24 protein-coding genes and 1 pseudogene are annotated in these 22,490 nt (G+C 58.7%); 5 read left to right on the top strand and 20 right to left on the bottom strand.

Annotated elements, in window-relative coordinates; all coding sequences use genetic code 11:
• Window positions 1-350: 350 nt before the first annotated feature.
• The 6 genes from CGS49_RS12150 to CGS49_RS12125 all read right to left on the bottom strand — a co-directional run bounded on the left by CGS49_RS12150 (window position 351) and on the right by CGS49_RS12125 (window position 7,183).
• Window positions 351-1,199: an N-acetylmuramoyl-L-alanine amidase family protein gene (locus CGS49_RS12150; protein ID WP_097802057.1), complete on the bottom strand. Its 849-nt coding sequence runs from the start codon at window positions 1,197-1,199 to the stop codon at window positions 351-353.
• A gap of 123 nt (window positions 1,200-1,322) precedes the next feature.
• Window positions 1,323-3,734, bottom strand: coding sequence for an endonuclease MutS2 (locus tag CGS49_RS12145; protein WP_097802056.1), 2,412 nt, complete (start codon window positions 3,732-3,734; stop codon window positions 1,323-1,325).
• 16 nt (window positions 3,735-3,750) lie between these two features.
• Window positions 3,751-4,497 carry a DNA repair protein RecO gene (gene recO / locus CGS49_RS12140; protein WP_097802055.1) on the bottom strand — a complete coding sequence of 249 codons (747 nt, stop codon included), beginning with the start codon at window positions 4,495-4,497 and terminating at the stop codon, window positions 3,751-3,753.
• Between the two features lie 181 nt (window positions 4,498-4,678).
• Entirely contained in the window at window positions 4,679-5,617 is a 939-nt protein-coding gene (gene era / locus CGS49_RS12135; RefSeq protein WP_242975462.1) for a GTPase Era, read from the bottom strand.
• A 59-nt stretch (window positions 5,618-5,676) separates the two neighbouring features.
• Window positions 5,677-6,168, bottom strand: coding sequence for an rRNA maturation RNase YbeY (gene ybeY, locus CGS49_RS12130; RefSeq protein ID WP_097802054.1), 492 nt, complete (start codon window positions 6,166-6,168; stop codon window positions 5,677-5,679).
• Window positions 6,169-6,223: 55 nt separating this feature from the next.
• Window positions 6,224-7,183 carry a PhoH family protein gene (locus CGS49_RS12125; protein WP_097802053.1) on the bottom strand — a complete coding sequence of 320 codons (960 nt, stop codon included), beginning with the start codon at window positions 7,181-7,183 and terminating at the stop codon, window positions 6,224-6,226.
• Window positions 7,184-7,496: 313 nt separating this feature from the next.
• Here CGS49_RS12125 and CGS49_RS12120 point away from each other — a divergent pair, with 313 nt between their 5' ends.
• The 4 genes and pseudogenes from CGS49_RS12120 to CGS49_RS12110 all read left to right on the top strand — a co-directional run bounded on the left by CGS49_RS12120 (window position 7,497) and on the right by CGS49_RS12110 (window position 8,678).
• On the top strand, window positions 7,497-7,811 hold the full coding sequence (locus tag CGS49_RS12120; RefSeq protein ID WP_097802052.1) for a PadR family transcriptional regulator: 315 nt from the start codon (window positions 7,497-7,499) through the stop codon (window positions 7,809-7,811).
• Window positions 7,811-7,981: pseudogene (locus tag CGS49_RS14620) on the top strand (DUF2812 domain-containing protein); the annotation flags it as partial. The gene CGS49_RS12120 and the pseudogene CGS49_RS14620, both read left to right, overlap by 1 nt.
• A gap of 61 nt (window positions 7,982-8,042) precedes the next feature.
• Window positions 8,043-8,312: a DUF2812 domain-containing protein gene (locus CGS49_RS14495; RefSeq protein WP_242975475.1), complete on the top strand. Its 270-nt coding sequence runs from the start codon at window positions 8,043-8,045 to the stop codon at window positions 8,310-8,312.
• A 171-nt stretch (window positions 8,313-8,483) separates the two neighbouring features.
• Window positions 8,484-8,678 carry a DUF3873 family protein gene (locus CGS49_RS12110; protein WP_097802051.1) on the top strand — a complete coding sequence of 65 codons (195 nt, stop codon included), beginning with the start codon at window positions 8,484-8,486 and terminating at the stop codon, window positions 8,676-8,678.
• 80 nt (window positions 8,679-8,758) lie between these two features.
• Here the strand turns inward: CGS49_RS12110 and yqeB are convergent, their stop codons facing one another.
• The 10 genes from yqeB to CGS49_RS12060 are packed head-to-tail and all read right to left on the bottom strand — an operon-like array spanning window position 8,759 to window position 17,935.
• Window positions 8,759-9,574, bottom strand: coding sequence for a selenium-dependent molybdenum cofactor biosynthesis protein YqeB (yqeB, locus tag CGS49_RS12105; protein WP_097802050.1), 816 nt, complete (start codon window positions 9,572-9,574; stop codon window positions 8,759-8,761).
• On the bottom strand, window positions 9,571-10,626 hold the full coding sequence (locus tag CGS49_RS12100) for an XdhC family protein (RefSeq protein WP_097802049.1): 1,056 nt from the start codon (window positions 10,624-10,626) through the stop codon (window positions 9,571-9,573). The genes yqeB and CGS49_RS12100 overlap by 4 nt, the downstream gene beginning before the upstream one ends.
• A 19-nt stretch (window positions 10,627-10,645) precedes the next feature.
• Window positions 10,646-10,876, bottom strand: coding sequence for a putative Se/S carrier protein (locus tag CGS49_RS12095; protein ID WP_097802048.1), 231 nt, complete (start codon window positions 10,874-10,876; stop codon window positions 10,646-10,648).
• Window position 10,877: 1 nt separating this feature from the next.
• Entirely contained in the window at window positions 10,878-12,017 is a 1,140-nt protein-coding gene (locus CGS49_RS12090) for an aminotransferase class V-fold PLP-dependent enzyme (RefSeq protein WP_097802047.1), read from the bottom strand.
• A complete protein-coding gene (gene yedF, locus CGS49_RS12085; RefSeq protein ID WP_343215873.1) occupies window positions 12,014-12,622 on the bottom strand; it encodes a sulfurtransferase-like selenium metabolism protein YedF in 609 nt (202 codons plus the stop codon). Before yedF ends, CGS49_RS12090 begins: the two co-directional genes overlap by 4 nt.
• A gap of 15 nt (window positions 12,623-12,637) precedes the next feature.
• A complete protein-coding gene (selD, locus tag CGS49_RS12080) occupies window positions 12,638-13,672 on the bottom strand; it encodes a selenide, water dikinase SelD (RefSeq protein ID WP_097802046.1) in 1,035 nt (344 codons plus the stop codon).
• Window positions 13,669-14,376 carry a selenium cofactor biosynthesis protein YqeC gene (gene yqeC / locus CGS49_RS12075; protein ID WP_097802045.1) on the bottom strand — a complete coding sequence of 236 codons (708 nt, stop codon included), beginning with the start codon at window positions 14,374-14,376 and terminating at the stop codon, window positions 13,669-13,671. Before yqeC ends, selD begins: the two co-directional genes overlap by 4 nt.
• Window positions 14,373-16,664: a xanthine dehydrogenase family protein molybdopterin-binding subunit gene (locus CGS49_RS12070; protein WP_097802044.1), complete on the bottom strand. Its 2,292-nt coding sequence runs from the start codon at window positions 16,662-16,664 to the stop codon at window positions 14,373-14,375. Before CGS49_RS12070 ends, yqeC begins: the two co-directional genes overlap by 4 nt.
• Entirely contained in the window at window positions 16,661-17,131 is a 471-nt protein-coding gene (locus CGS49_RS12065) for a (2Fe-2S)-binding protein (protein WP_097802043.1), read from the bottom strand. The genes CGS49_RS12070 and CGS49_RS12065 overlap by 4 nt, the downstream gene beginning before the upstream one ends.
• A complete protein-coding gene (locus CGS49_RS12060; protein WP_097802042.1) occupies window positions 17,132-17,935 on the bottom strand; it encodes an FAD binding domain-containing protein in 804 nt (267 codons plus the stop codon). It abuts the gene before it with no gap.
• 119 nt (window positions 17,936-18,054) lie between these two features.
• Here CGS49_RS12060 and CGS49_RS12055 point away from each other — a divergent pair, with 119 nt between their 5' ends.
• Window positions 18,055-18,714 (top strand): nucleotidyltransferase family protein, encoded by a 660-nt coding sequence (locus CGS49_RS12055; RefSeq protein WP_242975461.1) that lies wholly within the window; start codon window positions 18,055-18,057, stop codon window positions 18,712-18,714.
• 3 nt (window positions 18,715-18,717) lie between these two features.
• Here CGS49_RS12055 and CGS49_RS12050 read toward each other — a convergent pair whose 3' ends face one another.
• From CGS49_RS12050 to CGS49_RS12035, 4 genes are all read right to left on the bottom strand, one after another.
• Window positions 18,718-20,067 carry a uracil-xanthine permease family protein gene (locus CGS49_RS12050; protein ID WP_242975472.1) on the bottom strand — a complete coding sequence of 450 codons (1,350 nt, stop codon included), beginning with the start codon at window positions 20,065-20,067 and terminating at the stop codon, window positions 18,718-18,720.
• Window positions 20,068-20,386: 319 nt separating this feature from the next.
• Window positions 20,387-21,229 carry an SDR family oxidoreductase gene (locus tag CGS49_RS12045; protein ID WP_097802040.1) on the bottom strand — a complete coding sequence of 281 codons (843 nt, stop codon included), beginning with the start codon at window positions 21,227-21,229 and terminating at the stop codon, window positions 20,387-20,389.
• A gap of 97 nt (window positions 21,230-21,326) precedes the next feature.
• Entirely contained in the window at window positions 21,327-21,632 is a 306-nt protein-coding gene (locus tag CGS49_RS12040; RefSeq protein WP_097802039.1) for an AzlD domain-containing protein, read from the bottom strand.
• Window positions 21,622-22,407 (bottom strand): AzlC family ABC transporter permease, encoded by a 786-nt coding sequence (locus CGS49_RS12035; RefSeq protein WP_097802038.1) that lies wholly within the window; start codon window positions 22,405-22,407, stop codon window positions 21,622-21,624. The genes CGS49_RS12040 and CGS49_RS12035 overlap by 11 nt, the downstream gene beginning before the upstream one ends.
• Between the last annotated feature and the right edge of the window lie 83 nt (window positions 22,408-22,490).

Below are 22,490 nucleotides of genomic sequence, written 5' to 3'. Positions count from 1 at the left end.
TGTAACAACAAAAATGATAACTAAAGCAAAACTAGGCTCAAAGAGTCCGCAGAGCCCAAATGGAGCCAGACAGCCGAAAAAGGCTCAAAAACCGGAAAAGTGGCTTTTTTCACTTCCCTATATTTCGCATAACGTGCATTATACGAAATGATGATTATCAAAAAAAGCTGCCGCCCTTCTCTCTTTCTACAGAGATTCCGGCGGCGGTTCATGGTGCTCCGGGCGTATTCCGGCATCGTTTTGTAAAACGGTTCGTTCATACTTGTATTCCCGGGTGGATGCCGTGTTCTTTATAAAGGAGCTTCAAAGGAGCGAAGCGCACTTTTTCTTCTTTGGGGATGCGATGTTTTTTATTCCGGCAATGGCTGTGTGCCAAAGTATGCACAGACCGCTTCATAATAGATTCGCGCCACCTTCCGGCAGCCTTCCTCACTGCCAAAGCGTTCCACATCCTCTGCACTGGTCACAAAGCACTGTTCGGCCAGAACGGCCGGGCAATCCACATCTTCCAGCAAGGTGAAGCTGCGCTCTGCCCGCACTTCGGTGTGGGTACTTTCCACAAGCTGTTTCTGGTCGTTTTCCAGATAATAAATGTATCGGACTCCCCCGCGCCCGCGCAGCGAAGCCCCGGCAGCCTGCATTCCGCTGGCCAGCAGCCGCGCAAAGTAAAAGCTTTCCGCGTGCCATGTGCGGCCCGGCACCGACGGATAGCACTCAAAGCCTGCCGCGGTGGAGCCATTGGCTGCGGAGTTTGCATGGACGGAAAGCAGCAGCTGCGGGGCCTGCGCCCTGGCCGCAGCTGCACGCTCGGCGGGTGTTGCGGTCACATCAAAGCTTTCCCGCGTCTGCAGCGGGATATAATTGGAGTCCTGCTCCAGCCATTGGAGCAATGCAGAGGCCGTCGCTGCGGTAACATCTTTTTCTTCCACGACTCCCCTTGCGCCCGGGTCGCTGCCGCCGTGCCCGGCGTCGATCGCCACGCGGTATGGCGGGTCACCGACCTGCGGGCGGAAGTCGTCGTCTGAGCCGGTTTGACGTTCCGGCACCTGCGTGGAGGTCCGGAGCGCTTCCTGCCAGAGAAAACCGGCAAACACGAAGGCCAGCGTGCAAAAGCACAGCACGAGCGCTGTGCCGAGGAGCGGGCGTTCCTTCCGCTTGCTTTTTCGTTTTCGGTGCGGTGCTGCGTGACGATTGGCCATGGGATGTACTTCCTGTCTGTTTTACTCGATTTTATTATAATACGAGTATACTCGGCTTTTTCTTGCCATGCAAGCAAAAACTGCCCGGGCAGAACGCTCAGGCAGTTTTTGAAAAGTTCAAATTTACTTCAGCTCGACCACGGTCACGCCGCTTTCGCCCTCGCCATAGCGGCCCAGACGGAAGCTCTTGACCATGCGGTTGCCGCGCAGATGCTTGTGGATCGCCGTGCGCAGGGCACCGGTGCCGTTGCCGTGGATCAGGTAGACCACTGTCTGCCCGTTCAGGATGGCACGGTCGATGAAGGAATCCACCTCTGGCAGAGCTTCATCCACGGTCAGACCCAGCAGGTTGCACTCCATCTTGGCCGTGCGCTGCACCCGCTCTACCCTGCCGTTCGGCCGGTTTGCGTCGCCAGTCAGGCGGGAGTAGCGCTGCTGTGCCTTGGTCTGCGGCTTCTTCTCTTTCACCAGTTTTTCCGGCTGCTTCAACCCCTTGAGCGGGACCTTCGTCTTGATGATGCCCGCACGCACCAGCACGTCGCCGTTTTTATCCGGCAGTGCCATCACAGTGGCCAGCTGGTTCAGCTCGGCAATGCAGACCTCCTGCCCCACCTTGACCTCTTTCAGCGGCACGAACTCCTTGACGGGGTTGTGCACTACCTCGGTGCCCATAAAGAGCTTTTCAGACTCCTTCTTGGCGATCTCGCGGGCGCGCTGGGCCTTCTGCTGGGTGCTCATGCGCTCATCCTTTTGCAGCTGACGCAGCTCGTCCGTCAGAGCATAGGCCTGGCTCTCCACCTGCTGTGCCAGTGCACGGGCCTTGGCACGGGCTGCTTCCAACTCATTTTCGCCCTGCTGGATCAATTCATCGCGCTTCTTCTGGGCCGCTTCCAGCTGGTGAGAAGCTTCGTTTTTCAGCTCCTCGACCTCGTTCTGGCTCTCTTTTAGCTGCAGTTTCAAATCATCCAGCTGGCCCAGAACGGCATCCAGCCGCTTATCTTCGGCAGAAAGATGCTGCTGTGCCGCTTCGATGACCCGCTCCGGAATACCCAGCTTTTCGCTGATGAGAAATGCATTGGATTTGCCCGGCACGCCGACGCTCAGTTTGTAGGTCGGGCGCAGGGTTTCCAGATCAAACTCACAGCTGGCATTGACGACACCCTTTGTTTCCAACGCGAAGACCTTCAGTTCTGCGTAATGGGTGGTGGCCATCAGCAGTACGCCGCGGCGGCGCAGTTCTTCAATGATGGCGACGGCCAGCGCAGCACCCTCGGCCGGGTCCGTACCGGCACCCAGCTCGTCTAACAGGACAAGGGTGTGCGGCATGGCCAGTTCCAGAATGCCGGTGATCTTTTTCATGTGGCCGGAGAAGGTGGAAAGGCTCTGTTCAATGCTCTGTTCGTCGCCGATATCCACCAGGAATTCATCAAACACGCAGATCTCGCTGCGCTCGTCGGCCGGGATAAGAAAGCCGCACTGTGCCATAGCGCACAGCAGACCGGCCGTTTTCAGGGTGACGGTCTTACCGCCGGTGTTCGGGCCGGTGATGATGAGGGAATCATATTCCCTACCCAGTGCGATATCCACCGGCACACACTTTTTGGGGTCGATCAGCGGGTGGCGTGCACGGATGAGCGAGAAGGAATTGTCGGTGCGAACGGCGGGTTTGAAGGCTTTGAGGTCCAGCGCCAGACGCGCCTTTGCCAGCAGCACGTCGATGTCCAGCATGGCCTTGTAGCTGTACTGGAACTGCGGTTCAATGGCTGCCACCTGTGCAGTGAAAGCTACCAGGATGCGCTCGATCTCCTGCGCTTCCTGGGCGCGGTACTGCAAAATGCGGGCGTTGGCCTCCACAACGGCCTGGGGCTCCACAAAGACCGTGGCACCGGTGGACGACACATCGTGGATGATGCCGCTCACCTCGCCGCGGTACTCGCTCTTGACCGGCACAACATAACGGCCGTTGCGCATGGAGACCACGCTCTCCTGCAGGTACTTGGAGGTGTCCATGTTGCGCACCATGCTTTCCAGCCGGTCACGGATGCTGTTCTCGGTGGCGCGGATCTTCTTGCGCAGGTCGTTCAGGGTGTAAGAAGCGGTGTCTGCCATGGCGTCCGGTGCCAGAATGGCGCTGGAGATCTGCTGCTCCAGCCCCGGCTGCGGTGCCAGAGCATAGAACAAATCGTCCGTCGGCAGGGCGTCGTGTTCCGAAGCGCCGTACCAGCTGGTCAAGTTCTGGAAATTGCGCAGGGCACCTGCCACCATCAGCAGTTCGCCCATGGACAGCACACCACCCTTGACGGCGCGGGCTGCCAGCTGGCTGACGCCCTCGACCCCGCCAAAGCGCGGGGAGCCGTTTTTGATCAGCAGCGTGTTGATGGCATCGGTCTGCTCCAATGCATAGCGCACTTCGTCCGGGTCGCACTGCGGCTCCAGCGCCAGCAGCTTTTCCCGGGCCTCTTTGCACACACAGCCTTCGGCAGCGCGGGCAATGATCTTATCCAGTTCCAGTGTCTTTAAGTAACTTGTTTCCATAGATATTCCTTTTGGGTCAGGGCAGGACCGATTTCAGAAAGCTGTAGCTTTTCAGCGGCTTGTCCAGATGGACCAGCGCATAGTGCTCTGCCACTGCGGAAAGCTTTGCCAGGCTGCCCAGAGAGATTTTGAATGCAAATATTTTTTTGTCGTCCACAAGGCAGATGTGCCGCAGCGCATACAGCGCACCGAGGTCCAGGTTGCAGCTCTTGCCTGCTTTGGCAGCGCAGTCTGCACACAGCAGATGCCCTTCCTGCACGTCCAGATAGAACATGTCGCCCTCGTAGGCACCGCAGTCCCGGCAGCACGCAAGCTGCGGCATAAAGCCGCATTCACTCATGGTGCGCAGCTCAAAAACAGCCTTGACCACGCGTGGGTCTACTTTGCCTTTGCTGATCATGTACAGGCAGTTGAGCAAAAGCCGGAGTTCCTTTTCCGCCTCCTGCCCGGTGGGCGAAAGGGTGTAGGTCATTTCGGCCAGATACATGGCTACGCCTACGCCCTCCAGACTTTTGGAGACATCATAAAAGACGTTCTCAACGTCTGCCTCCTGCACCACATACATGCTGCGGCCCTTTACCAGTGTGAACTCGGAATAACAGAACAAACCGCAGCCACTGAACAGCTTATTGGTGACCCGCATGCTGTTTTTGGCCAGTGCCGAGATCACCCCCAGCTTCGGGGTCAGGATCGTAAGGATCCGGTCTGCTTCCCGGTATTGTGTTTCTTTCAGCACCAGGCCCATCGTCACAAAGGGTTCCATCGTCTGTGCCTCCTGTCGGCTGTTCCTGATGTTTATAGTCGAGATACCGGAGAATGTTCCCCGTGCAGGCAAACGCCTGCCAGCTGGCCTGAACGTTCATGGGGCACCCCGCCTTCCCTGCATGTGCTTTTGGATAGTGTCCGGTATTCCCCGGGTATTCATGCAAGGAAAATCTGCCCTGTCAACGGTTGTTGCTGTTCTGCTTGAAGCCGAAGTTGTTCAGCAAAAACTCGTTGTCCCGCCAATCCGACTTTACCTTCACCCAGCACTGCAGGTTGACGCGGCAGCCGAGGAACTCCTCGCAGTCGGCACGGGCGGCGCTGGCGATCTTTTTCAGCATGGCACCGCCTTTGCCGATGACCATCCCCTTGTGGCTCTCGCGCTCACAGTAGATGTTCACGTCGATGTCGATCAGGTCCGTGCCCGGGCGCTCTTTGAAGCGCTCCACCACCACGGCGATGCCGTGCGGGATCTCGTCCCGCATGTAGAGCAGGGCTTTTTCACGGATGACCTCTGCCACCAGCTCTTTTTCCGGCATATCGGTGTAAGCGTCATCGTCGAAGTAATGCGGGCCCTCCACAGCGTAGCGGCTCAACGCATCGAACAATGCTTCGCAGCCGTCGTTATCGCGGACGCTGACGGTGTAAATGTCATCGAATACGCCCAGCGCCTTCAATTCTTCTTTGCGCGCTTCCAGATCGGCAGGCTCTTTGACGAGGTCGGTCTTGTTGATGACCGCAATGGCCGGGCCGCCGCTGCTGCGCAGCATCTCCACAAGAGTCATTTCCGATTCATTCAGCGCACCGTAGGGCTCGAACAGCATCATGGAAACATCCACATCCGCGATGGAATCGCTTGCAGTCTTGTCCATTCGCTTGCCCAGCTTGTTGCGGGCCTTGTGCACGCCCGGGGTGTCCAGCAGCACATACTGCAGCGGGCCGCGGGTGATGACGCCGGTGATACGGGTACGGGTGGTCTGCGGCTTGGAGGTGACGATGGCCACCTTTTCGCCCACAAGCAGGTTGGTCAGGCTGGATTTGCCCACATTGGGGCGGCCGATCACGGCGACGAAAACGGAAGATGTATCATAATGGCCCTGAATGGGTGTAGCGTTACTCAAAATCAAGCTCCTGTCTGTTGTTCGTGCGGCATCCGCACAGTGATTTCCGATCGTTTGGCTTACTCCGTGTAGCTGACGGTGCGGGGCAGACCCAGCTGCAGCAGAACGGCTTCCTCTTTTTCGCGCATCCGCATGGCCTCCAGGCCGCCGTTCTCGTGGTCGTAGCCCAGCAGGTGCAGCATGGAGTGCACGGTCAGAAAGGCTACTTCGCGCTGCAGCGGATGGCCGTAGAGATTTGCCTGCTCCAGGGCACGCTCCATGCTGATGACGATATCGCCCAGCATCATGCAGCCGTTGTTCTCGTCCACGTCGTATTTGCCGTTCTCGCCCAGAGGAAAGCTGAGCACGTCGGTGGGCATCGGCTTGTTGCGATACTGGTTGTTCAACTCGGCGATGGCCGCATTGTCCACGAAGGTGACGCTGATCTCGGCGGGTGCATCAAAATGCTCGTATTCCAGCACTGCGTTGCAGGCGCGGCGGATCAGGATGCGCAGGCCCGAAGGGACCTTCACGGCCTTCTGGGAGTTGGTGATCAAAACTTTATTGGACATAAATCAGTCCACTCCTTTCCATTTTTTCGATCAGAGTTCTGTCTGTTTTTTTTTTTTATTTTTCCGGGTGTGCAGCTTTTTCATACGCTTTGATGATCTCCTGCACTAAGCGGTGGCGTACAACATCTTTTTCGGTGAAATAGCACTGCGCGATGCCGTTGACATTTTTCAGCACATGCAGTGCATCCACAAGGCCGCTGCGGGTGCGTTCCGGCAGGTCGATCTGGGTCACATCGCCGGTCACGACCACCTTGGAGCCCACGCCCATGCGGGTGAGGAACATCTTCATCTGCTCGGGCGTGGTGTTCTGCGCTTCATCCAGAATGATGAAGGAATCATCCAGCGTGCGGCCGCGCATATAGGCCAGCGGCGCCACTTCAATGATCTGCTTTTCCACCAGCCGCTCATAGGTCTCGGCACCCAGCATATCGAACAGGCCATCGTACAGCGGGCGCAGGTAGGGGTCCACCTTCTGCTGCAGGTCACCGGGCAGGAAACCCAGTTTCTCGCCGGCTTCCACCGCCGGGCGGGTCAGCACGATGCGGGACACGTCCTTGGCCTTGAAGGCTTTCACCGCCATGGCCACGGCCAGGTAAGTTTTGCCGGTTCCCGCCGGGCCGACGCCGAAGGTGATAGCGTTGGTGCGGATAGCGTTCAGGTATTCCTTCTGGCCCAGCGTCTTCGGGCGGATGGGCCGCCCTTTCACCGTGACCGTGACAAAATCTTCGGTCAGCTCCTTGACCCGCTTCTCTGCCCCATCGTGCGCCAGGCTGATGCAGTAGCGCACGGTCTGATCTTCCAGCGGCGTGTGGTTCTCGATGAGGAGAAGCATGCCTTCCACAGCGCGGTTCGCGGCCGCAACATTGGCGGCTTCGCCCGAAAGGCGGAGCTGCGTGCCCCGGCAGACCGCCGTGACGGAAAACTCCTTTTCCAAAAGGCGGATGTTCCGGTCACAGTTGCCAAAAACGGCAGCCGCGATCTCCACACTATCCAGTTCGATATTCTTTTCTGCCATGTGCTCCTCCCGAAAAGACCTAGTTTGATGCTCCTATTGTACCACCAAAACATCAATTAGAAAACTGTGAAAATTGCACAAAATATTTTTCTCTCCTCCATCGCTTTTTCCATACACACGATCAGGACTTCTGCTGCGGAAGTATTTCTTTCGTGCAGGGGCAAAAATGCTGTTTTGGACAGAGTGCTGCGTTTACTGCAGCAAAATTTTCAAAAAAGGGGTTGACAAATTATATCGTCAAGCGATATACTGAATTTGCGATATATCGCTTGACGATACATCGAGCTTCGATAGAACGGAGGTGAACCCTGCAATGGAGAACCTTGCATTGACCGAATCCACCTATTACATTCTGCTTTCTCTCTACCGCCCACAGCATGGTTACGGCATCATGCAGCAGACCGAGCAGCTTTCCGGCGGGCGGGTCCGCCTTGCCGCCGGGACACTGTATGGCGCGCTGAACTCCCTTTGTGAAAAGGGCTGGATCCGCCAGCTGCCAATTGAGCATGGCAGCCGCAAAAAAGAGTATCAACTGACCGACGAGGGTCTGCTGATTTTGAAGCACGAACTGGCTCGTTTGCAGCAGCTGGTTGCAAACGGCGAGAGCATCTTACAGGAGAAATTGTGATGAGCGAACGAAAAACCATCCACCGGGTCTTTTGGGAATGGGACTTTGAAAAAGAGGAGCGCTGGCTGAACGAAATGGCAATGAACGGCTGGGCGCTGGAAAAGGCGTATTTCGCCACCTATATCTTTGCGCCTTGCGAGCCGGGCGAGTATATTTTCCGCATGGAGATGAACTCCAATAAAGACTACCGCAGCTTTGTCGAGGGACTGGGTGCCGAATACGTTGGCAGCTGTGATCTGGATGTATTTCCGCCGCAAAGCGGAGCTGGGTGCATTCGATCTATTCTCAGACATCGACTCCCGCATTGCACATCTGGACCGTATCGGCAAGACCACCTGGCTGCTCTGCCTTGCGAACCTGCTCATCGGCGTTGCCAACCTGCTCGGCGGGCGGACGATTTCCATCATCAATCTGCTGTGTGCCGCACTGCTGTCCTATGGCCTTGGACGCATCCACGGCAAGAAAGAAAGCCTGGAAAGTGAGCGCCTTCTGCACGAATGACTTTGTCAAGCCTTTTTGCGCCACAACCGCATAGAAAAACAAAACGTATCTTTGGGCAAAACGGCAATGGCAACTTTTCCTCCCATGTGCTACAATAGCAAGCGTTGTGCGGCCTGCGTTCCGGCAGCCGCATTCGCGTTATAGAGAAGAAAGCACAAAGGAGAAGGAACGATGGAACAACTTTTTCTGATGCCCGGCGAAGAACGCTGCGAACGCTTCAAGGATGGCAACGGTGTTCCAAAGGTCCATTACTCCTACTGCTCCATGCGCGGTGCATACTTCGACTGTGAAAGCCGCAGCCTGGAAGAAGCACAGCGTCTGTGTGAGGACTGGCTTGTCGGCCAGGACCGGTGCTATCGCAACTGAACCATATAACAAACCAGAGCCTTCGCTCCCCTTTCGGCAGAACGCCGGAAACAGGGGCGAAGGCTCTTTTTTCGTTTGTATCAGGTCCAAAGCTGCGCGCAGACAAGCTCCAGCACACTGCCCGCGATGCAGCGGGCCTTATCGGAGATCAAGAAGCAGTTGGAGAGTTCTTCTTTGCGCGGGTCCACATCGGCCACCTTGAAACCGGGCACGACCGGGTACCCGCTGCGCAGCAGACCGCGCAGGATGCCGGTGATCTGGGTGGTCACAGGCGTTACCGTTCCGTCTTCTGATTCGATGTGGGCAATGGTCTCACCCGCTTCCACGATGTCGCCGATCTTCCGCACATCCACAAAGTTGCCTGCTGTCTGCGCATGGATGACCCGCTCTTTGCCGTAGCCGCCGATCACGCCGGGGATGCCAGTATTCGGGATGGCAGTGCCCTCCCGGATGATGCGGCCCAGACGATGCCCGCGCTTTGTTTCCACCACCACGTCCACATCCTGCCCGGCGGTAAAGCCCGGGCCAAGGGCGATGGTCAGCGGGGCCATATCGCGGGTCGTGCCGAGGTTCTTCTTGGCAAGGATAGCGTCGATCACAATCTCCGGCTTTGCCTGCCGGATGCTCTCGCCCGCCGGGTCCACCAGAACGGGCACCGCATTCGCAGCCCAAACGGCCTGCGCCTGTTCCAACGTGTCAATGCGGACAGCACGAAGCCCTTCGACCGTCGTCTCGCCCTCATAGACCGCTTCGCACAGCGACACCTGCCGCCGGATGGCTGCCGGGTGCTCTGCTTCCAGCACAAGGATTCGCAGGCCTGCGCTCCACAGCCGGTGGATGGTGCCGGTGGCAAGGTCGCCGCCGCCGCGCACAAGGATCAGAGAATCTTTTTTCATGAAAGTGCCTCTCCTGTTTCCAACAGCGTGAGCAAAAGCTCCATGGAGCCGCCGCAGGCCGCCACCGCTGCATCTTCGTTTTTGCCGTCCGCAGAAAAATGAACGGTCTGGTGCGCCGGTGCCTTGCCCGCCAACATCTCCTGCGCGGCAAGGATGGTGCGGTGCTCCATGATGCCGCCGCCCACGCTGCCGGTCAGCGTGCCATCCTGTGAGATCAGCATTTTTGCACCCACCTCCCGCGGGGTGGAGCCGTGCCGGGCAATGATAACGGCAAGCACCGCTTTCTGTCCGCTCTGGTCTGCGTGCTGCATCGCATCCAGCAGTGCGGACGAAAAGCCCTCGGTCTGCGGGCGGGCGTTCTTGACCGAGACCACCTGTGCCAGAATGGAAAGTGCAATTTCCTCTGCCGTCTGGGAGCCAATGGGCAGACCGATGGGGGCACAGAGTGCTTCCACACGCGGCGCATCCATGCCCTGCTCCAGCAGTTGACGGCGCACCAGTGCGGCACGGCCTTTGCTGCCCATCATGCCCACATAGGCGGCAGGTTTGCGCAGGATCTTTTCCAGGCACACCACATCAAAGGCGTGAGCACGGGTCACCACCACAAAATAGGTCTCAGATCCGCCGGGCACCTGCTCCAGCGCCGCTTCGAAGGGTTGGCAGAGCACGGTGTCTGCGCCAGCTGCCCGCAGCTGACCGGCATATTCTTCGCGGTCATCCATTGCCAGCATCGGCAGGCCCAGCAGCTTTGCCAGACGGACTACAGCCGTGGCCACATGACCGCCGCCGCAGACGACAAGCTGCGGCACGGCACCAAAGCGCTCCACAAAGACCCGCTGCCCGCTGATCTCCTGCACACCGGTCGCCGTGCAGCTTTGCAGCGCAGGCAGATTTCGGCGAAGGAGTTCCGTCTCGCCGCACTGCCACACCGGCACACCCTCACATAATAATAGCTGTTCCCCAGCGCATTCCCCATTCAGCACACAGGCCAGCGTACGGCCGCCCTCAGCCCGCCTGCTTTGGACCGCCTGATAAAGCGGCGTTTCGTTCATCGTTTCGTCCCTCCTGGTCTCACTGTTCTACTGCAGCTACTGCATCATAACGGGCCGGGTCCAGCTTGTGCTGCCACTGCTCAAACTCCTCCGGCAGCATCCGCCACGCAAGACCGCAGCCCGCCGAGATCTCGCGCGGGAGCGGGATGATCCGCCCCGGGACACCGCATTCTGCGCACTGCTTTTCCCACTCCATCGCTTCCAGCGTTGTATGAAAGGAAAGCACGACATAGGTCTTTTTTATCCGCATCTTATGCCTCCTGTGCAAGCTCCCGCACGGCAGCGGCAGCCTGCAGAACTTCGGCTTCCGTGTTGAAGTGCGAAAAACTGAACCGAACCGTGCCCTGCTCCGCTGTGCCAAGTGCCTTGTGCATCAGCGGGGCGCAGTGGGCACCGGCCCGCACGCAGATGCCGTATTCTTCCCACAGAATATCCGCGATGCGGGCGGAATCCTCATCCCCGATGTTCAGCGAGACGATGGGTGCACGCGGCGTCATCTCCGGGTCACCGTAAATTTTCACGTTCGGCAGGTCCCGGATACGCTCATAAAATAGCACAGTCAATGCCTGCTCTCTCCGGGCAAGTGTTTCCACACCCTGCGCCAGAATCCACTCCACCCCGGCACACAGGCCCGCAAGGCCCGGCACATTCAGGGTGCCCGCTTCCAGTGCGGTGGGCATCTGTGCCGGGTGCTGCTCGTCAAAGCTGTGCACACCGCTGCCGCCAACCACCAGCGGCCGAACGGAAAGCCCCGGGCGTACATACAGCCCACCGGTCCCCTGCGGGCCCAGCAGGGCTTTGTGGCCGGTGAAACACAGCACGTCGATGCCGAGAACCTGCACGTTCAGAGGCAGTTCTCCGGCCGTCTGCGCCGCATCTACGATCAGCAGCAGGCCGTGCCGGTGTGCAAACTCCGCCGCGCGAGCAAGGTCGGTTCCGTTGCCGGTCACGTTGGAAGCGCCGGTCACCACCAGCGCACGGGTCTCCGGGCGCAGGAAGCCTTCCCACTGGTCATACCGCAGGCGGCCTTTTTCGTCCACACCGGTGAAGCTGAGGTTTACGCCGATTTCCCGCAGATGGTACAGCGGCCGCAGGACCGAGTTGTGCTCACAAATGGTCGTGATAATATGGTCGCCCTGGCGGAACAGTCCGCCCAGCGCCGTGTTCAATGCCTGGGTAGCATTGGATGTGAATGCAATGCAGGAAGGGTCCGGTGCATTCAGCAGCTTTGCCACTGCGCACCGCGCCGCATACACCAGACGGCTGGCGTGCAAGGTCGGCTCGTGGGCACCGCGTCCCGGGTTGCCCGCCGTGCGCAGAGCGTCCAGCATGGCCTGTTCCACCTGCAGCGGTTTGTGCAGAGTGGTGGCGGCATTGTCCAGATAGATCACGGCTTCACCACATTACCGGCCTGGGTCAGCTTTTCCACGATGGTGTACATATTGGTCACACTGCCGACGGCCAGCTTTTCGGTCAGGCCATAGAAGTTCAGGCAGGTGCCGCAGGTCATGATCTCCACGCCCTGCGCTTCCAGTGCCTTCAGGTCTTCCAGCATGGGGGAGCCCTCACAGGTCAGGGATGCGCCGCCGTTGTAGAACAGAATCGTTTTGGGCAGCTGATCCTGCTGGGTGAGTGCAAAGACGAACGCCTTGAGCAAAGTCTTGCCCAGTTCCTCGGCACCAATGCCCATTTTGTCCGATCCGATGGCCACCACAGTATCGGTGCGGGTATCCGGTGCGCAAACCGGTGCTTCTTCGGCAGGTGCGTCTGCCGCTTCACCTACGGTAAACAGCACGCGGTATTCCCGCTCTGCCAGCTTTTCGGCACTGTACTGGTAGCCCTTCTGCTGGGCCATTTTGGTCAGATTCTGCACGGCGATCTCGTTATCCACCAGCACTTCCACCTCACCGGCACCCTTCAATTCGGAAATCGCCTTTTTTGCCTTCACAACGGGCAGCGGGCAGGCATCACCACGGGCATCGACGTTCAGCATCATTATTTTGTCCTCCAGTTAATATTTTACGGTAATTTCCTGTTCGGTCTTGGGAATGATCTCGCCCACGATTTTTGCGGGCAGACCGGCCGCCTGCAGCTCTGCTTCCAGTGCGACGGCATCTTCCGGCGCAGCGGCCAGCAGCAGGCCGCCGGAAGTCTGCGGATCAAACAGCACTTCTTCCATGGCAAAAGGCACCTGTTCAAAGGTGACGTAAGGCCCGGTATGGTTGCGGTTGCGCTGCCCGGCAGCGGTATAGAGAAAATCGTCGGCTGCTTTTTCGGCACCCGGCAGCACCGGCACTGCATGTGCGTCGATGATGCAGGAAAGTTTTCCGCCCATCATCTCGTGCAGATGGCCCAGAAAGCTGAACCCGGTCACATCCGTGGCAGCATGGACGGTATAGCGTCGGCTGATCGCGGCAGCGGTCTTGTTCAGCATCGTCATGGACGCGATGGCACCGGCCATGTGTTCCGGGGCAGCTTCGCCCACACGGTTTGCCGTGCAGATCAGGCCAACGCCCAGCGCCTTTGTCAAAATCAGCTTATCGCCGGGCTGGCCGGAGTCGTTCGTATACATTTTTTTCGGGTCCACAAGGCCGGTGACGGACAGGCCGTATTTCACGCCGGTATCCGCGATGGAATGGCCTCCTGCAAGGCTTCCGCCCGCTTCAGCCACCTTCTCGGCCCCGCCGCGCAGGATCTCGCCCAGAATGTTCAGATCCATACTCTCGGGGAAGCAGACAAGGTTCAGTGCCGTCTTCACTTCGCCGCCCATGGCGTAGATATCACTCAGGGCGTTGGCTGCGGCGATCTGCCCGAAGGTATACGGGTCATCCACCATTGGCGGGAAAAAGTCCACCGTCTGAACAAATGCAATATCGTCTGTGATGCGGTACACCGCCGCGTCATCCCGGCTGTCGTAGCCTACCAGCAGGTCCAGGTCTTTTTCGCCGCGCGGCAGCTTTTCCAGAATGCGGCTCAGTACGCCCGCGCCCAGCTTGGCCGTACATCCGCCGCCGGTGCAGAATACAATTTTTTCTTCCTTGCTCATGCACGCTCTCCTTCTTCAAAATGCGTCAGGACGCAAGGCACACCGTATTGCTTTTTTAGAAGCTCGGCGGTCTGCCGGGCCAAAGCAGTGCGTTCATCTGTGTCCACCTGATTGATCACCGCATAAAAGCGGCGGCTGCCCACAGCCTTTCGGCCGCCCGCTTCGCTTGCCAGCAGCTTTGCCAGCAATGCGGGCGTCAGCAGCGTATTGCCCGGGACATGCAAAAGCGGCCCGGCAAGCTCTGCTCGAAAACAAACTTCTTCCAGCGGCTTTTCCAGTGCCGAAGTGCCTGCCACCGCCAGCACGATATCGCACTGCGGCAAAAGCACCGGCTCATGCGCCGCCGGGGCCTTGCAGGGCATCCGCTTGGCACCGTCCGCTTCGATCAGAACGAGGTCGGCAATTGCCATCCAGCGTTCCAGCTGCTCCTGCGGCGGGGCGGTCAGTTTGCCACCGGGCGCGGGCGTTCCGGCCACGGCATAGCTGCCGCGCTCCCACAAGCGGAAAAGGTCTGCGTCTGTCTGCGCAAAGACTTCGCCCGGCGGCTGCTGGATGTGGGTGGTGGTCGCTGTCAGTACACGCCAGCCCTTGCGGGCGCCGTGCGCAGCCATGTTATACATGAGGGTCGTCTTTCCGCCGCCGCCCACCAGCGAGATCACATGACCTTTTTCGGCCAGAAACGGGAACTGCAGTTCGTCGATCATTTCTGCTTTTCTGCCACCGCCATGGCGATCTGTTCCGGCGTGATGGGCAGCTCGTAGAACCGGGTGCCGATGGCATTATAAATGGCGTCCGAAATGGCGGGCAGCGGCGTGTTGATGACGATCTCGCCGATGGACTTTGCACCAAAGGGACCGTTGGGCTCGTAGCTGCTCTCGAATTCGACATTGATCCTGCCCACATCGGTGCGGGCAGGGATTTTGTACTGGAACAGCGAGTTTTCTTCCGGGTAACCGTTTTTATCGTAGGTGATGTTCTCGGTCAGGGTCATGCCGATGCCCTGCAGCAGGCCGCCTTCCGCCTGCACACGGGTCAGGTTGGGGTTGATCGGCGTACCGCAGTCCACACAGGCGTCAAATTCCAGCAGCTTCACTTCGCCGGTCTCGGTGTCCACTTCCACCTCGGCGGCACCGGCCATGAACGGCGGCGGCGACAGGGGCGAAGTGTGGGTCTCGGTGGCTTCCAGCGGCACCATGTGGCCGAACTGAGAAGCATAGGCAATTTCCGACAGAGACTTTTTCTGTGCCGGATCTTCGCTCTTGAACACGTCTTTTCCGTCAAACTCCACTTCGTCCTCGGCGCATTCCAGCAGCTCGGCACCCAGCTTACAAATTTGAGCGCGCAGCTTCATGGCGCATTTTTCGGTGGCTTTGCCGGTGACATAAATGGTGCTGGATGCATAGGAACCGGAGTCATAGGGGGACGTATCCGTATCCGCACCAAACACCGTGATATTATCCAACGGGCAGTCCAGCACTTCGGCGGCGATCTGCGCAAGCGTGGTGTCACAGCCGGTGCCCATATCGGCGGCACCGATCATCAGGGTATAGAACCCGTCATCGTTCAGTTTCAGGGTGGCGCTGCCCACGTCCATGCCAGAAATGCCGGAGCCCTGCATCGCCATGCCCATGCCGACGGCGCGTACTTTGCCGTTGCCCATATCGCGCATGGGATACTTGTGCTCCCAGTCGATCATCTCCCGCACCTTGACAAGGCAGCGGTCCAGCGCACAGCTGGTGTTCACCGCGCCATAGTAGGCCGGCATCACGTCACCCTCCTGCACGGTGTTTTTCAGCCGCAGTTCGAAGGGGTCCATGTTCAGTTTGTGGGCCAGCTCGTTCACGGCAGATTCCACCGCAAACAGGCCCTGGGTCGCGCCGTAGCCGCGGTAGGCACCGGCAGACATATGGTTGGTGTAGACGACATCACTGACAAAGCGGAAGGCCTCGGCCTTGCCGTACAGCGGGATGGACTTGTGGCCGGAAAGGCCCACCGTCGTGGGGCCATGCTCACCGTAAGCGCCGGTGTTGGACAGGGTGTACAGGTCGATACCTTTCACGATGCCGTCTTTGGTGGCACCCAAGCGGACGTGCATCTCCATCTCATGGCGCGGTGAAGATGCGATCTGGCTTTCCACGCGGCTGAAGATGATCTTGGAGGGCTTCTTGGTCTTCCAGGTCACAAAGGCCGGATACACCTCACTGACCGCCGTCTGCTTGGCACCAAAGCCGCCGCCGATGCGGGGCTTTGCCACGCGTACCATGCTCTTGGGAATATGCAGGGCGTTTGCGATGTTGCGCCGCGCATGGAACACGATCTGTGTCGAGCTGAGCACGTTCAGGCGGCCGTAGGTGTCAATGGAGCAGTAGGTGCGGAAGGTCTCCATCATGGCCTGCTGGCAGGCTTTGGTGTGGTACACATGGTCGATGATGATATCGCTGGCAGCCAGCACGGCATCAATGTCGCCGGAGCTGCTCTCGTCATGGGCGCAGAGGTTGCGCTTGTTGTCGGCCCCCACCGGACACAGACTGACCCAATTGTCCTCCGGGTGGACAAGAACCGGGTTATCCTTGGCGGTGTGGTAGTCCAGCACGGCCTCCAGAACCTCGTACTCCACCTTGATGAGCTTGAGGGCCTTGTCCACGCATTTCTCGTCCTTACCGGCCACGATGGCCACCACATCGCCCACAAAGCGGACATGGCGGTCGATGAGCAGACGGTCGCGCGGGCTGGCTTCCGGGTAGGTCTGGCCCGCCTGGGTGTAGCGGGGCGCATCCTGCGGCACATCCTCCCAGGTGAAGATAGCTTCAATGCCGGGCACCTTTTTTGCCACAGTGGTGTTGATGGTCTTAACAATGGCGTTCGCGTGGGGTGAGCGCAGGAGCTTGACGATGAGACAATCCTGCGGGATCACATCATCCATATAGACGGGCTGGCCGGTGACCAGCTGCATAGCGTCCTTTTTGCGGAAGGGCTTATTGACAGTGTTCATTCCGCGGCCTCCTTCTGTTTTTTCCAGGCCAGAAAGTTCATAATGCCGCGCAGCTGGCCTTCGTAGCCGGAGCAGCGGCAGAGGTTGCCGGAAAGATATTCCTTGACTTCTTCCTCACTGGGGTACGGGTTCTCGCGGAAAAGCGCCAGTGCATTCATGATGAAGCCCGGGTTGCAGAAGCCGCACTGCTCCGCGCCCTGGTCAGCGATGAAGGCACCGAATTCGGCGGCTTCTGCCTGCAGGCCTTCCAGCGTGGTGACCTGATGACCGCTGGCCCGGGCCGCCAGCACTGAGCAGGAAAGCACCGGCTTGTCGTCCAGAAATACCGTGCACAGGCCGCAGTTGGAAGTCTCGCAGCCGCGCTTGACGCTCTTGCAGCCATGGGCGCGCACAAAATCGATCAGAAGCATATCGGCCGCCACATCTTCTGTGACCTTGATGCCGTTCAATGTAAGGGTGATCTGCATTTAGTTTTCCTCCTGTACCGCGCGTGCTTCCAGTTCCACAACGGCACGCTTTGTCAGCACACCTGCCAGATGGCGGCGGTACTCGGCGCTGCCGCGCATGTTGGAGCCGGTGACGACCTGCCGTGTCACTTCGTCAGCCAGTTTTCGGGCAAGCTCCTGTGCGGGCACGCCTGCCTGTGCCGGGAACGCATAGAGCAAGGCCTTCAGCGGGCGGGCACCGATGGCGATGCGATAGCTGCCGTCTGCCAGCCGGGCCGCAGCGCAGGTCAGCACCGGGATATCGGTCTGACTGTTGCGCACGGACTGATAGAAAAATTCGGCTTTTTCTTTTTTCACGATCAGGCGCACGAGAATGTCACGGTCGTAAGGACGCTCGGCATAGTCGCGCAGCGGTACGATGCCGCCCTTGTACAGCTCCACGGAGCAGTCCATGGCCATGAACAGGGTGAGCACGTCCGAAAAACCGAAACGGCTGTAGATGCTGCCGCCCACGGTGGCAAGGTTGCGCAGCTGCACGCCCACGATGTGGCGCAGGGCTTCCTTTACGGCACCGTGGGTATAAGCGGCAAGGCCGGGGTGCTCCTCCAGCTGGCGCAGTGTGACCATGGCCCCGATGGAAAAGCCGTCTTCCGTTTCTTCAATGGTGTCCAGCCCCAGGCCGGACAGGTCGATGGCTGTGCCGACATTGATGGTCTCCATCTTGAGCCAGATCATGCCGCCCAGCACGCGGTTGGGCTTTTTCTGGTTCAGCTGCCAGGCTTCTTCCAGACTTTCGGCCCGTTTATATTCGCGGATCGTCATCATAGATGCAGGTTCCTCTCTTTTTTTATTGCTTCTTTTATTTTAGCACAGATTGCGTTTGAATTACAACTTGCGTTATAATGTTCTCGGAAAGATTTTGTCAATGGACGGAGGATACAGGAATGGAAAACCAGCTTGCTGCAGGGTGTGTGATCATGGCATCCGGCCTGAGCCGCCGCTTTGGCTCCAACAAGCTTCTGACGGAATTTTGCGGTCAGCCCATGCTCTGCCGTGCTTTTGCCGCAACGGATACACAGGTGCTTGCCGCCCGCATCGTGGTGACCCGCTCTGCCGAAGTGAAAGCCCTGTGCGAAGAACACGGCGTTCCGGTGCTGCTGCACAGCCTGCCCGGGCGCAACGATACCGTGCGGCTGGGGCTGACAGCGCTCCTTGAGCAAATGCCGGGGCTGTTCGGCTGCATGTTCCTGCCCGGGGATCAGCCCCTGCTGTGTCGGGAGACGGTGGAGGCTATGATCGGCATCTCCGGCTGGGATCATGAGACCCGGCTGGAACGGCAAAAAGAAACAGAACGGGAGATCTTCCGTCTCGGGCATCGGTTCAAAAATGACCCAGATCCCCTTGTCGGAAGCCCCGTTCTGTTTGAGCGCGGATATTTTTCCGAGCTGTGCGCCCTGCCGGAGGGCAAGGGCGGCAATGTTCTGCTCAAGAAATACCCGGAACATGTTCATACGGTCTACATTGCGGACCGGAATGAGCTGGCAGATGCCGACACGCCCGAAGCGCTGGCAAAGCTGGAAGCACTTGCCCGGCGGAACGGCTGAGCGTTACGCAGCCTTGTCATCCTTCGGCAGCAGCACGTTCAGCAGGATGGCCACGAACGCAGCCGGGACGATGCCGGACTCGCCGCAGATCAGCTGGAAAGCGTGCGGGGCCTGTGCCAGAATGCCGCTGTTGGCACCCATGCCGTAGCCCACACCCAGAGCCACCGAAACGATGGTGAGCTGACGCGGGGTCATCTTTTCCTTGGTGATGAGCTGGATGCCGCTGACCACGATGGAGGAGAACATCATGACGGCAGCACCGCCCAGAACGGCCTGCGGCATGATGGAGATCAGTGCGCCCAGCTTCGGGATCAGGCCGCACAGGATCAGGAAGATGGCACCGGAAGCCAGTGCCATGCGGTTGACCACCTTGGTCATGGCCACCAGACCCACGTTCTGGCTGAAGGAAGTGTTGGGCAGCACGCCGAACAGAGCAGCAAAGGTGGAACCCAGGCCGTCGCAGATGACGCCGCCGGAAAGCTCCTTATCGGTAGGCTCACGGTCCATGCCGCCCTCCATGACACCGGAGATGTCGCCCACCGTCTCCACAGCGGTGACGATGAACATGATGAGCACCGGCAGAATGGCGCGCATATCAAATACGATCTTGACCGGGATCAGCTTGGGAATGGCAAACCAGGAAGCCTGCGCCACCTTGTCCCAGTTGAGCACCCATGCCTTGGTGAACTCCACGCCGTCGGCGGTGACGCCGGTGGTGGGCAGAACAAGGCCCATGACAAAGGCTGCCACATAACCGGCCAGAATGCCGATCAGGATCGCGGAAGAGCTGAGGAAGCCCGTGGTCCAGTGTTTGAAGATCAGGATGACCACCAGCACAAACAGCGCCAGCAGCAGGTTCTCCATGGAGCCGAAGTCCTTGGCGCTGTTGCCGCCGCCGAAGGAATTGATGCCGACAGAGATCAGCGAAAGGCCGATGGAAAGCACCACCGTGCCAGTGACCACCGGCGGGAAGAACTTGCGCAGAGGCTTCAGGAAGAAACCCAGCACACTTTCAAAGATGCCGCCGATGATGGATGCGCCCATGATGGCACCATAGGCCAGCACACCGCCGCCCATGCTGCCGACAACGCTGTTGAACACGCCGATAAAGCCGGAACTGGTGCCCATGATGATGGGCACGCCGCCGCCCACGGGGCCGATGGTGAACAGCTGCACCAGCGTGACCACACCGGCCACGAACATGGCGCTCTGCAGCAGGGTGACCTGCAGGTCTGCAAACTCACCGCCCGCGATGCCGCAGGCGCTGGTGATGATCAGCAGCGGGGTCAGGTTGCCCACGAACATGGCGCAGACATGCTGCAGACCCAGCGGGATGGCCTGTTTCAGGGACATCTTGGCGTCGAACTGATATGCCGACTCCTCGAGCTTGACTTCCTTCAAATGTTCCACTCTCCTCAGACTTTGACAAAATATGATGATTTTCGGAAGCTTTACAAAAAGCGGATTCATTATAACAAAATGGCAGATTCTTGTAAATTAAGTATGACTTTTCTGTGAACACCCAATTTGCGGCACAGGCATCTGTTTTTTGATCAAAAACACAAAAAAGCAGGAAGAATGCGCATCTGCCCCGTTTTCAGAGAGGGGGCTTTCGCGCAGTTCTTCCTGCTTTTTGCTTCAATTCTTTTGATTTTTGTGCGATATGGAAATTTTACTCTTTCGCAAGGCCATAATCCCGCAGACAACGCCGGATGCCCTGCTGTGTGGTGTCGAACCGGATGCCGAAGCGTTCCAGTTTGGCGGTATCCATGACAAGATTGCGATGCCAGGTATCTTCTTCGATCTGCACCGTGACGCCCAGTGCTTCCGCAAACTGCCGGGCCGTGCACACCATATCCCCGGCATTGCCGCTGCCAAAGTTGTACACACCGCCGGGCAGTTCCATGGCGGGTTCCAGGTTTTCGATCACCTGCCGCACATAGGTCACGCCGCGGTGGTCGTTGCGGGAAAAACGCACGCTCTCCCCTTTGAGTGCCGCGCGCAGAAGATTCAGCGGTAGATTGCCCCGGATCGGCAGGCCGTAGCCAGGCAGGTCGTACATCCATGCCGCACGCAGGTGCACAGAATCCGGGCAAAGAGCTAGTACCTGCTGCTCTGCTTCCAGCTTGTATTGGCCGTAAACATTCGCGGGGTGCACATCCAGCGTTTCCGGCAGCGGACCGGTCTGCTTCACACCGGCATAGATCTGATCGGAGCTGAACGCCACCAGCTTTGCGCCGACCTGCCGGGCAGCCTTTGCCAGCCAGACCGGCAGCTCTACATTGGCACGGTAGGCTTCGGCCGGGTGCTGAGTGCAGTACCCGGTATCGGAGATAGCTGCCATGTGAAGGATGATGTCCGGGTGTTCAAATTGGATCACCTGCCGGACGGAAGCTTCGTCCGCTGTGCGCAGAAAGCCCCTTGGCAAGGTGCAGAGCTCATATTTTCCCTGCCACTGTTGACAAATGCGGGAACCGACGAAGCCGCCCGCACCGGTAAGCAAAATCTTTTTCATGGAACCTGCTCCTTTCTGGAAAAAGTATAGCATATCGGCGCGCAAAACGCAAAACTGCCCGGGAACGCCGCAGCTCCCGGGCAGTCTCATGGAACGATCAAAGGAAAAATTCCAGCACAAAAACCACGGCGCAGCAGGCAACGGATACCTGGAACAGGCTTGCGCCGAACCATGCCGCCGCAATGCCCACCACCAGTGCCATGGCACCTGCCACCGGGCTCTGGGTGGCATTGACGATGGCCGGGAAGGTCATCACTGCCAGCGTCACATAGGGCACATAGTACAGAAACGACTGGATGAAGCGGTTCTTGATGGGCTTGCGGATCAGCGTCAGCGGCAGGATGCGGATGGCATAGGACACCAGCGCCATGACCGCGATGTAGATATAATTGTTATGCGTCATGCTCTGCCTCCTGCTCGTCTTGATTTACAGGGAAAAGGACCGCCGCCGCGCTGGAGATCGCCACGGTGAGCACGATGGTGCGGGTGCCCTCCGACAGGGCCGAGATGCCCGGCAGGTAGTTGCACACAAAGCTCAGTGCAAAGCTGATGGCGACCAGTGCCGCCACCACCTTGCTCTTGCGGGCCGGCGGGATGATGATGGCCAGGAACATGCCGTACAACGCCACGCTCAGCGCACTGACTGCCCGCAGGGGCAGCAGGTTGCCTGCAATGATGCCCAGCGCCGTGCCGGTAGCCCATGCCGGTGCCGCCAGCACAATGGCACCATAAGTATAATACGGGTTCAGACTGCCCGGACGCGCAATGGTGATGCCGAACAGCTCATCCGTGACATCGTAACCGATGACGAGCCGGTGCCAGAACGGCGTACCCGGCGCAAAGCGCTGTGCCAGAGCACAGCTCATAAGCAGATAGCGTGCATTGGCGATCAGGGTGATGACCGCCACCTCCAGATAGGTCGCATTCGCCATGATGATGGCAAACGCGGCGTACTCACCCGCCGAAGCATTGTTCAGCAGGCTGACCAGAAAACCCTGAAATGGGGTAAAACCTGCCCGGCGGGCCGCAATGCCCAGCGAGAAGGACACCGCAAAATAGCCCAGCGCAATCGGTACACCGTCGCGCATGCCTTCGCAGAAGGTCTTTTTGCTGAACGCCCAGACAGGCTTTTTGACATTGACAAGCTCCGGGGTAAGGATCTTTGCTTCAGAATCCATTTACACTTCTCCTTTCCTATTTCAAAACACCAAAGCCTATTATACTCCCCTGCTTTCGGAGAAGAAAGAGGTTTTTGCTTTAT

Origin of the sequence: Faecalibacterium langellae, assembly GCF_002549775.1 — a bacterium.
Taxonomy (GTDB): domain Bacteria; phylum Bacillota; class Clostridia; order Oscillospirales; family Ruminococcaceae; genus Faecalibacterium; species Faecalibacterium langellae.
Note: the sequence above shows the minus strand (reverse complement) of the source record. Positions and strands in the feature narration are given on the sequence as shown.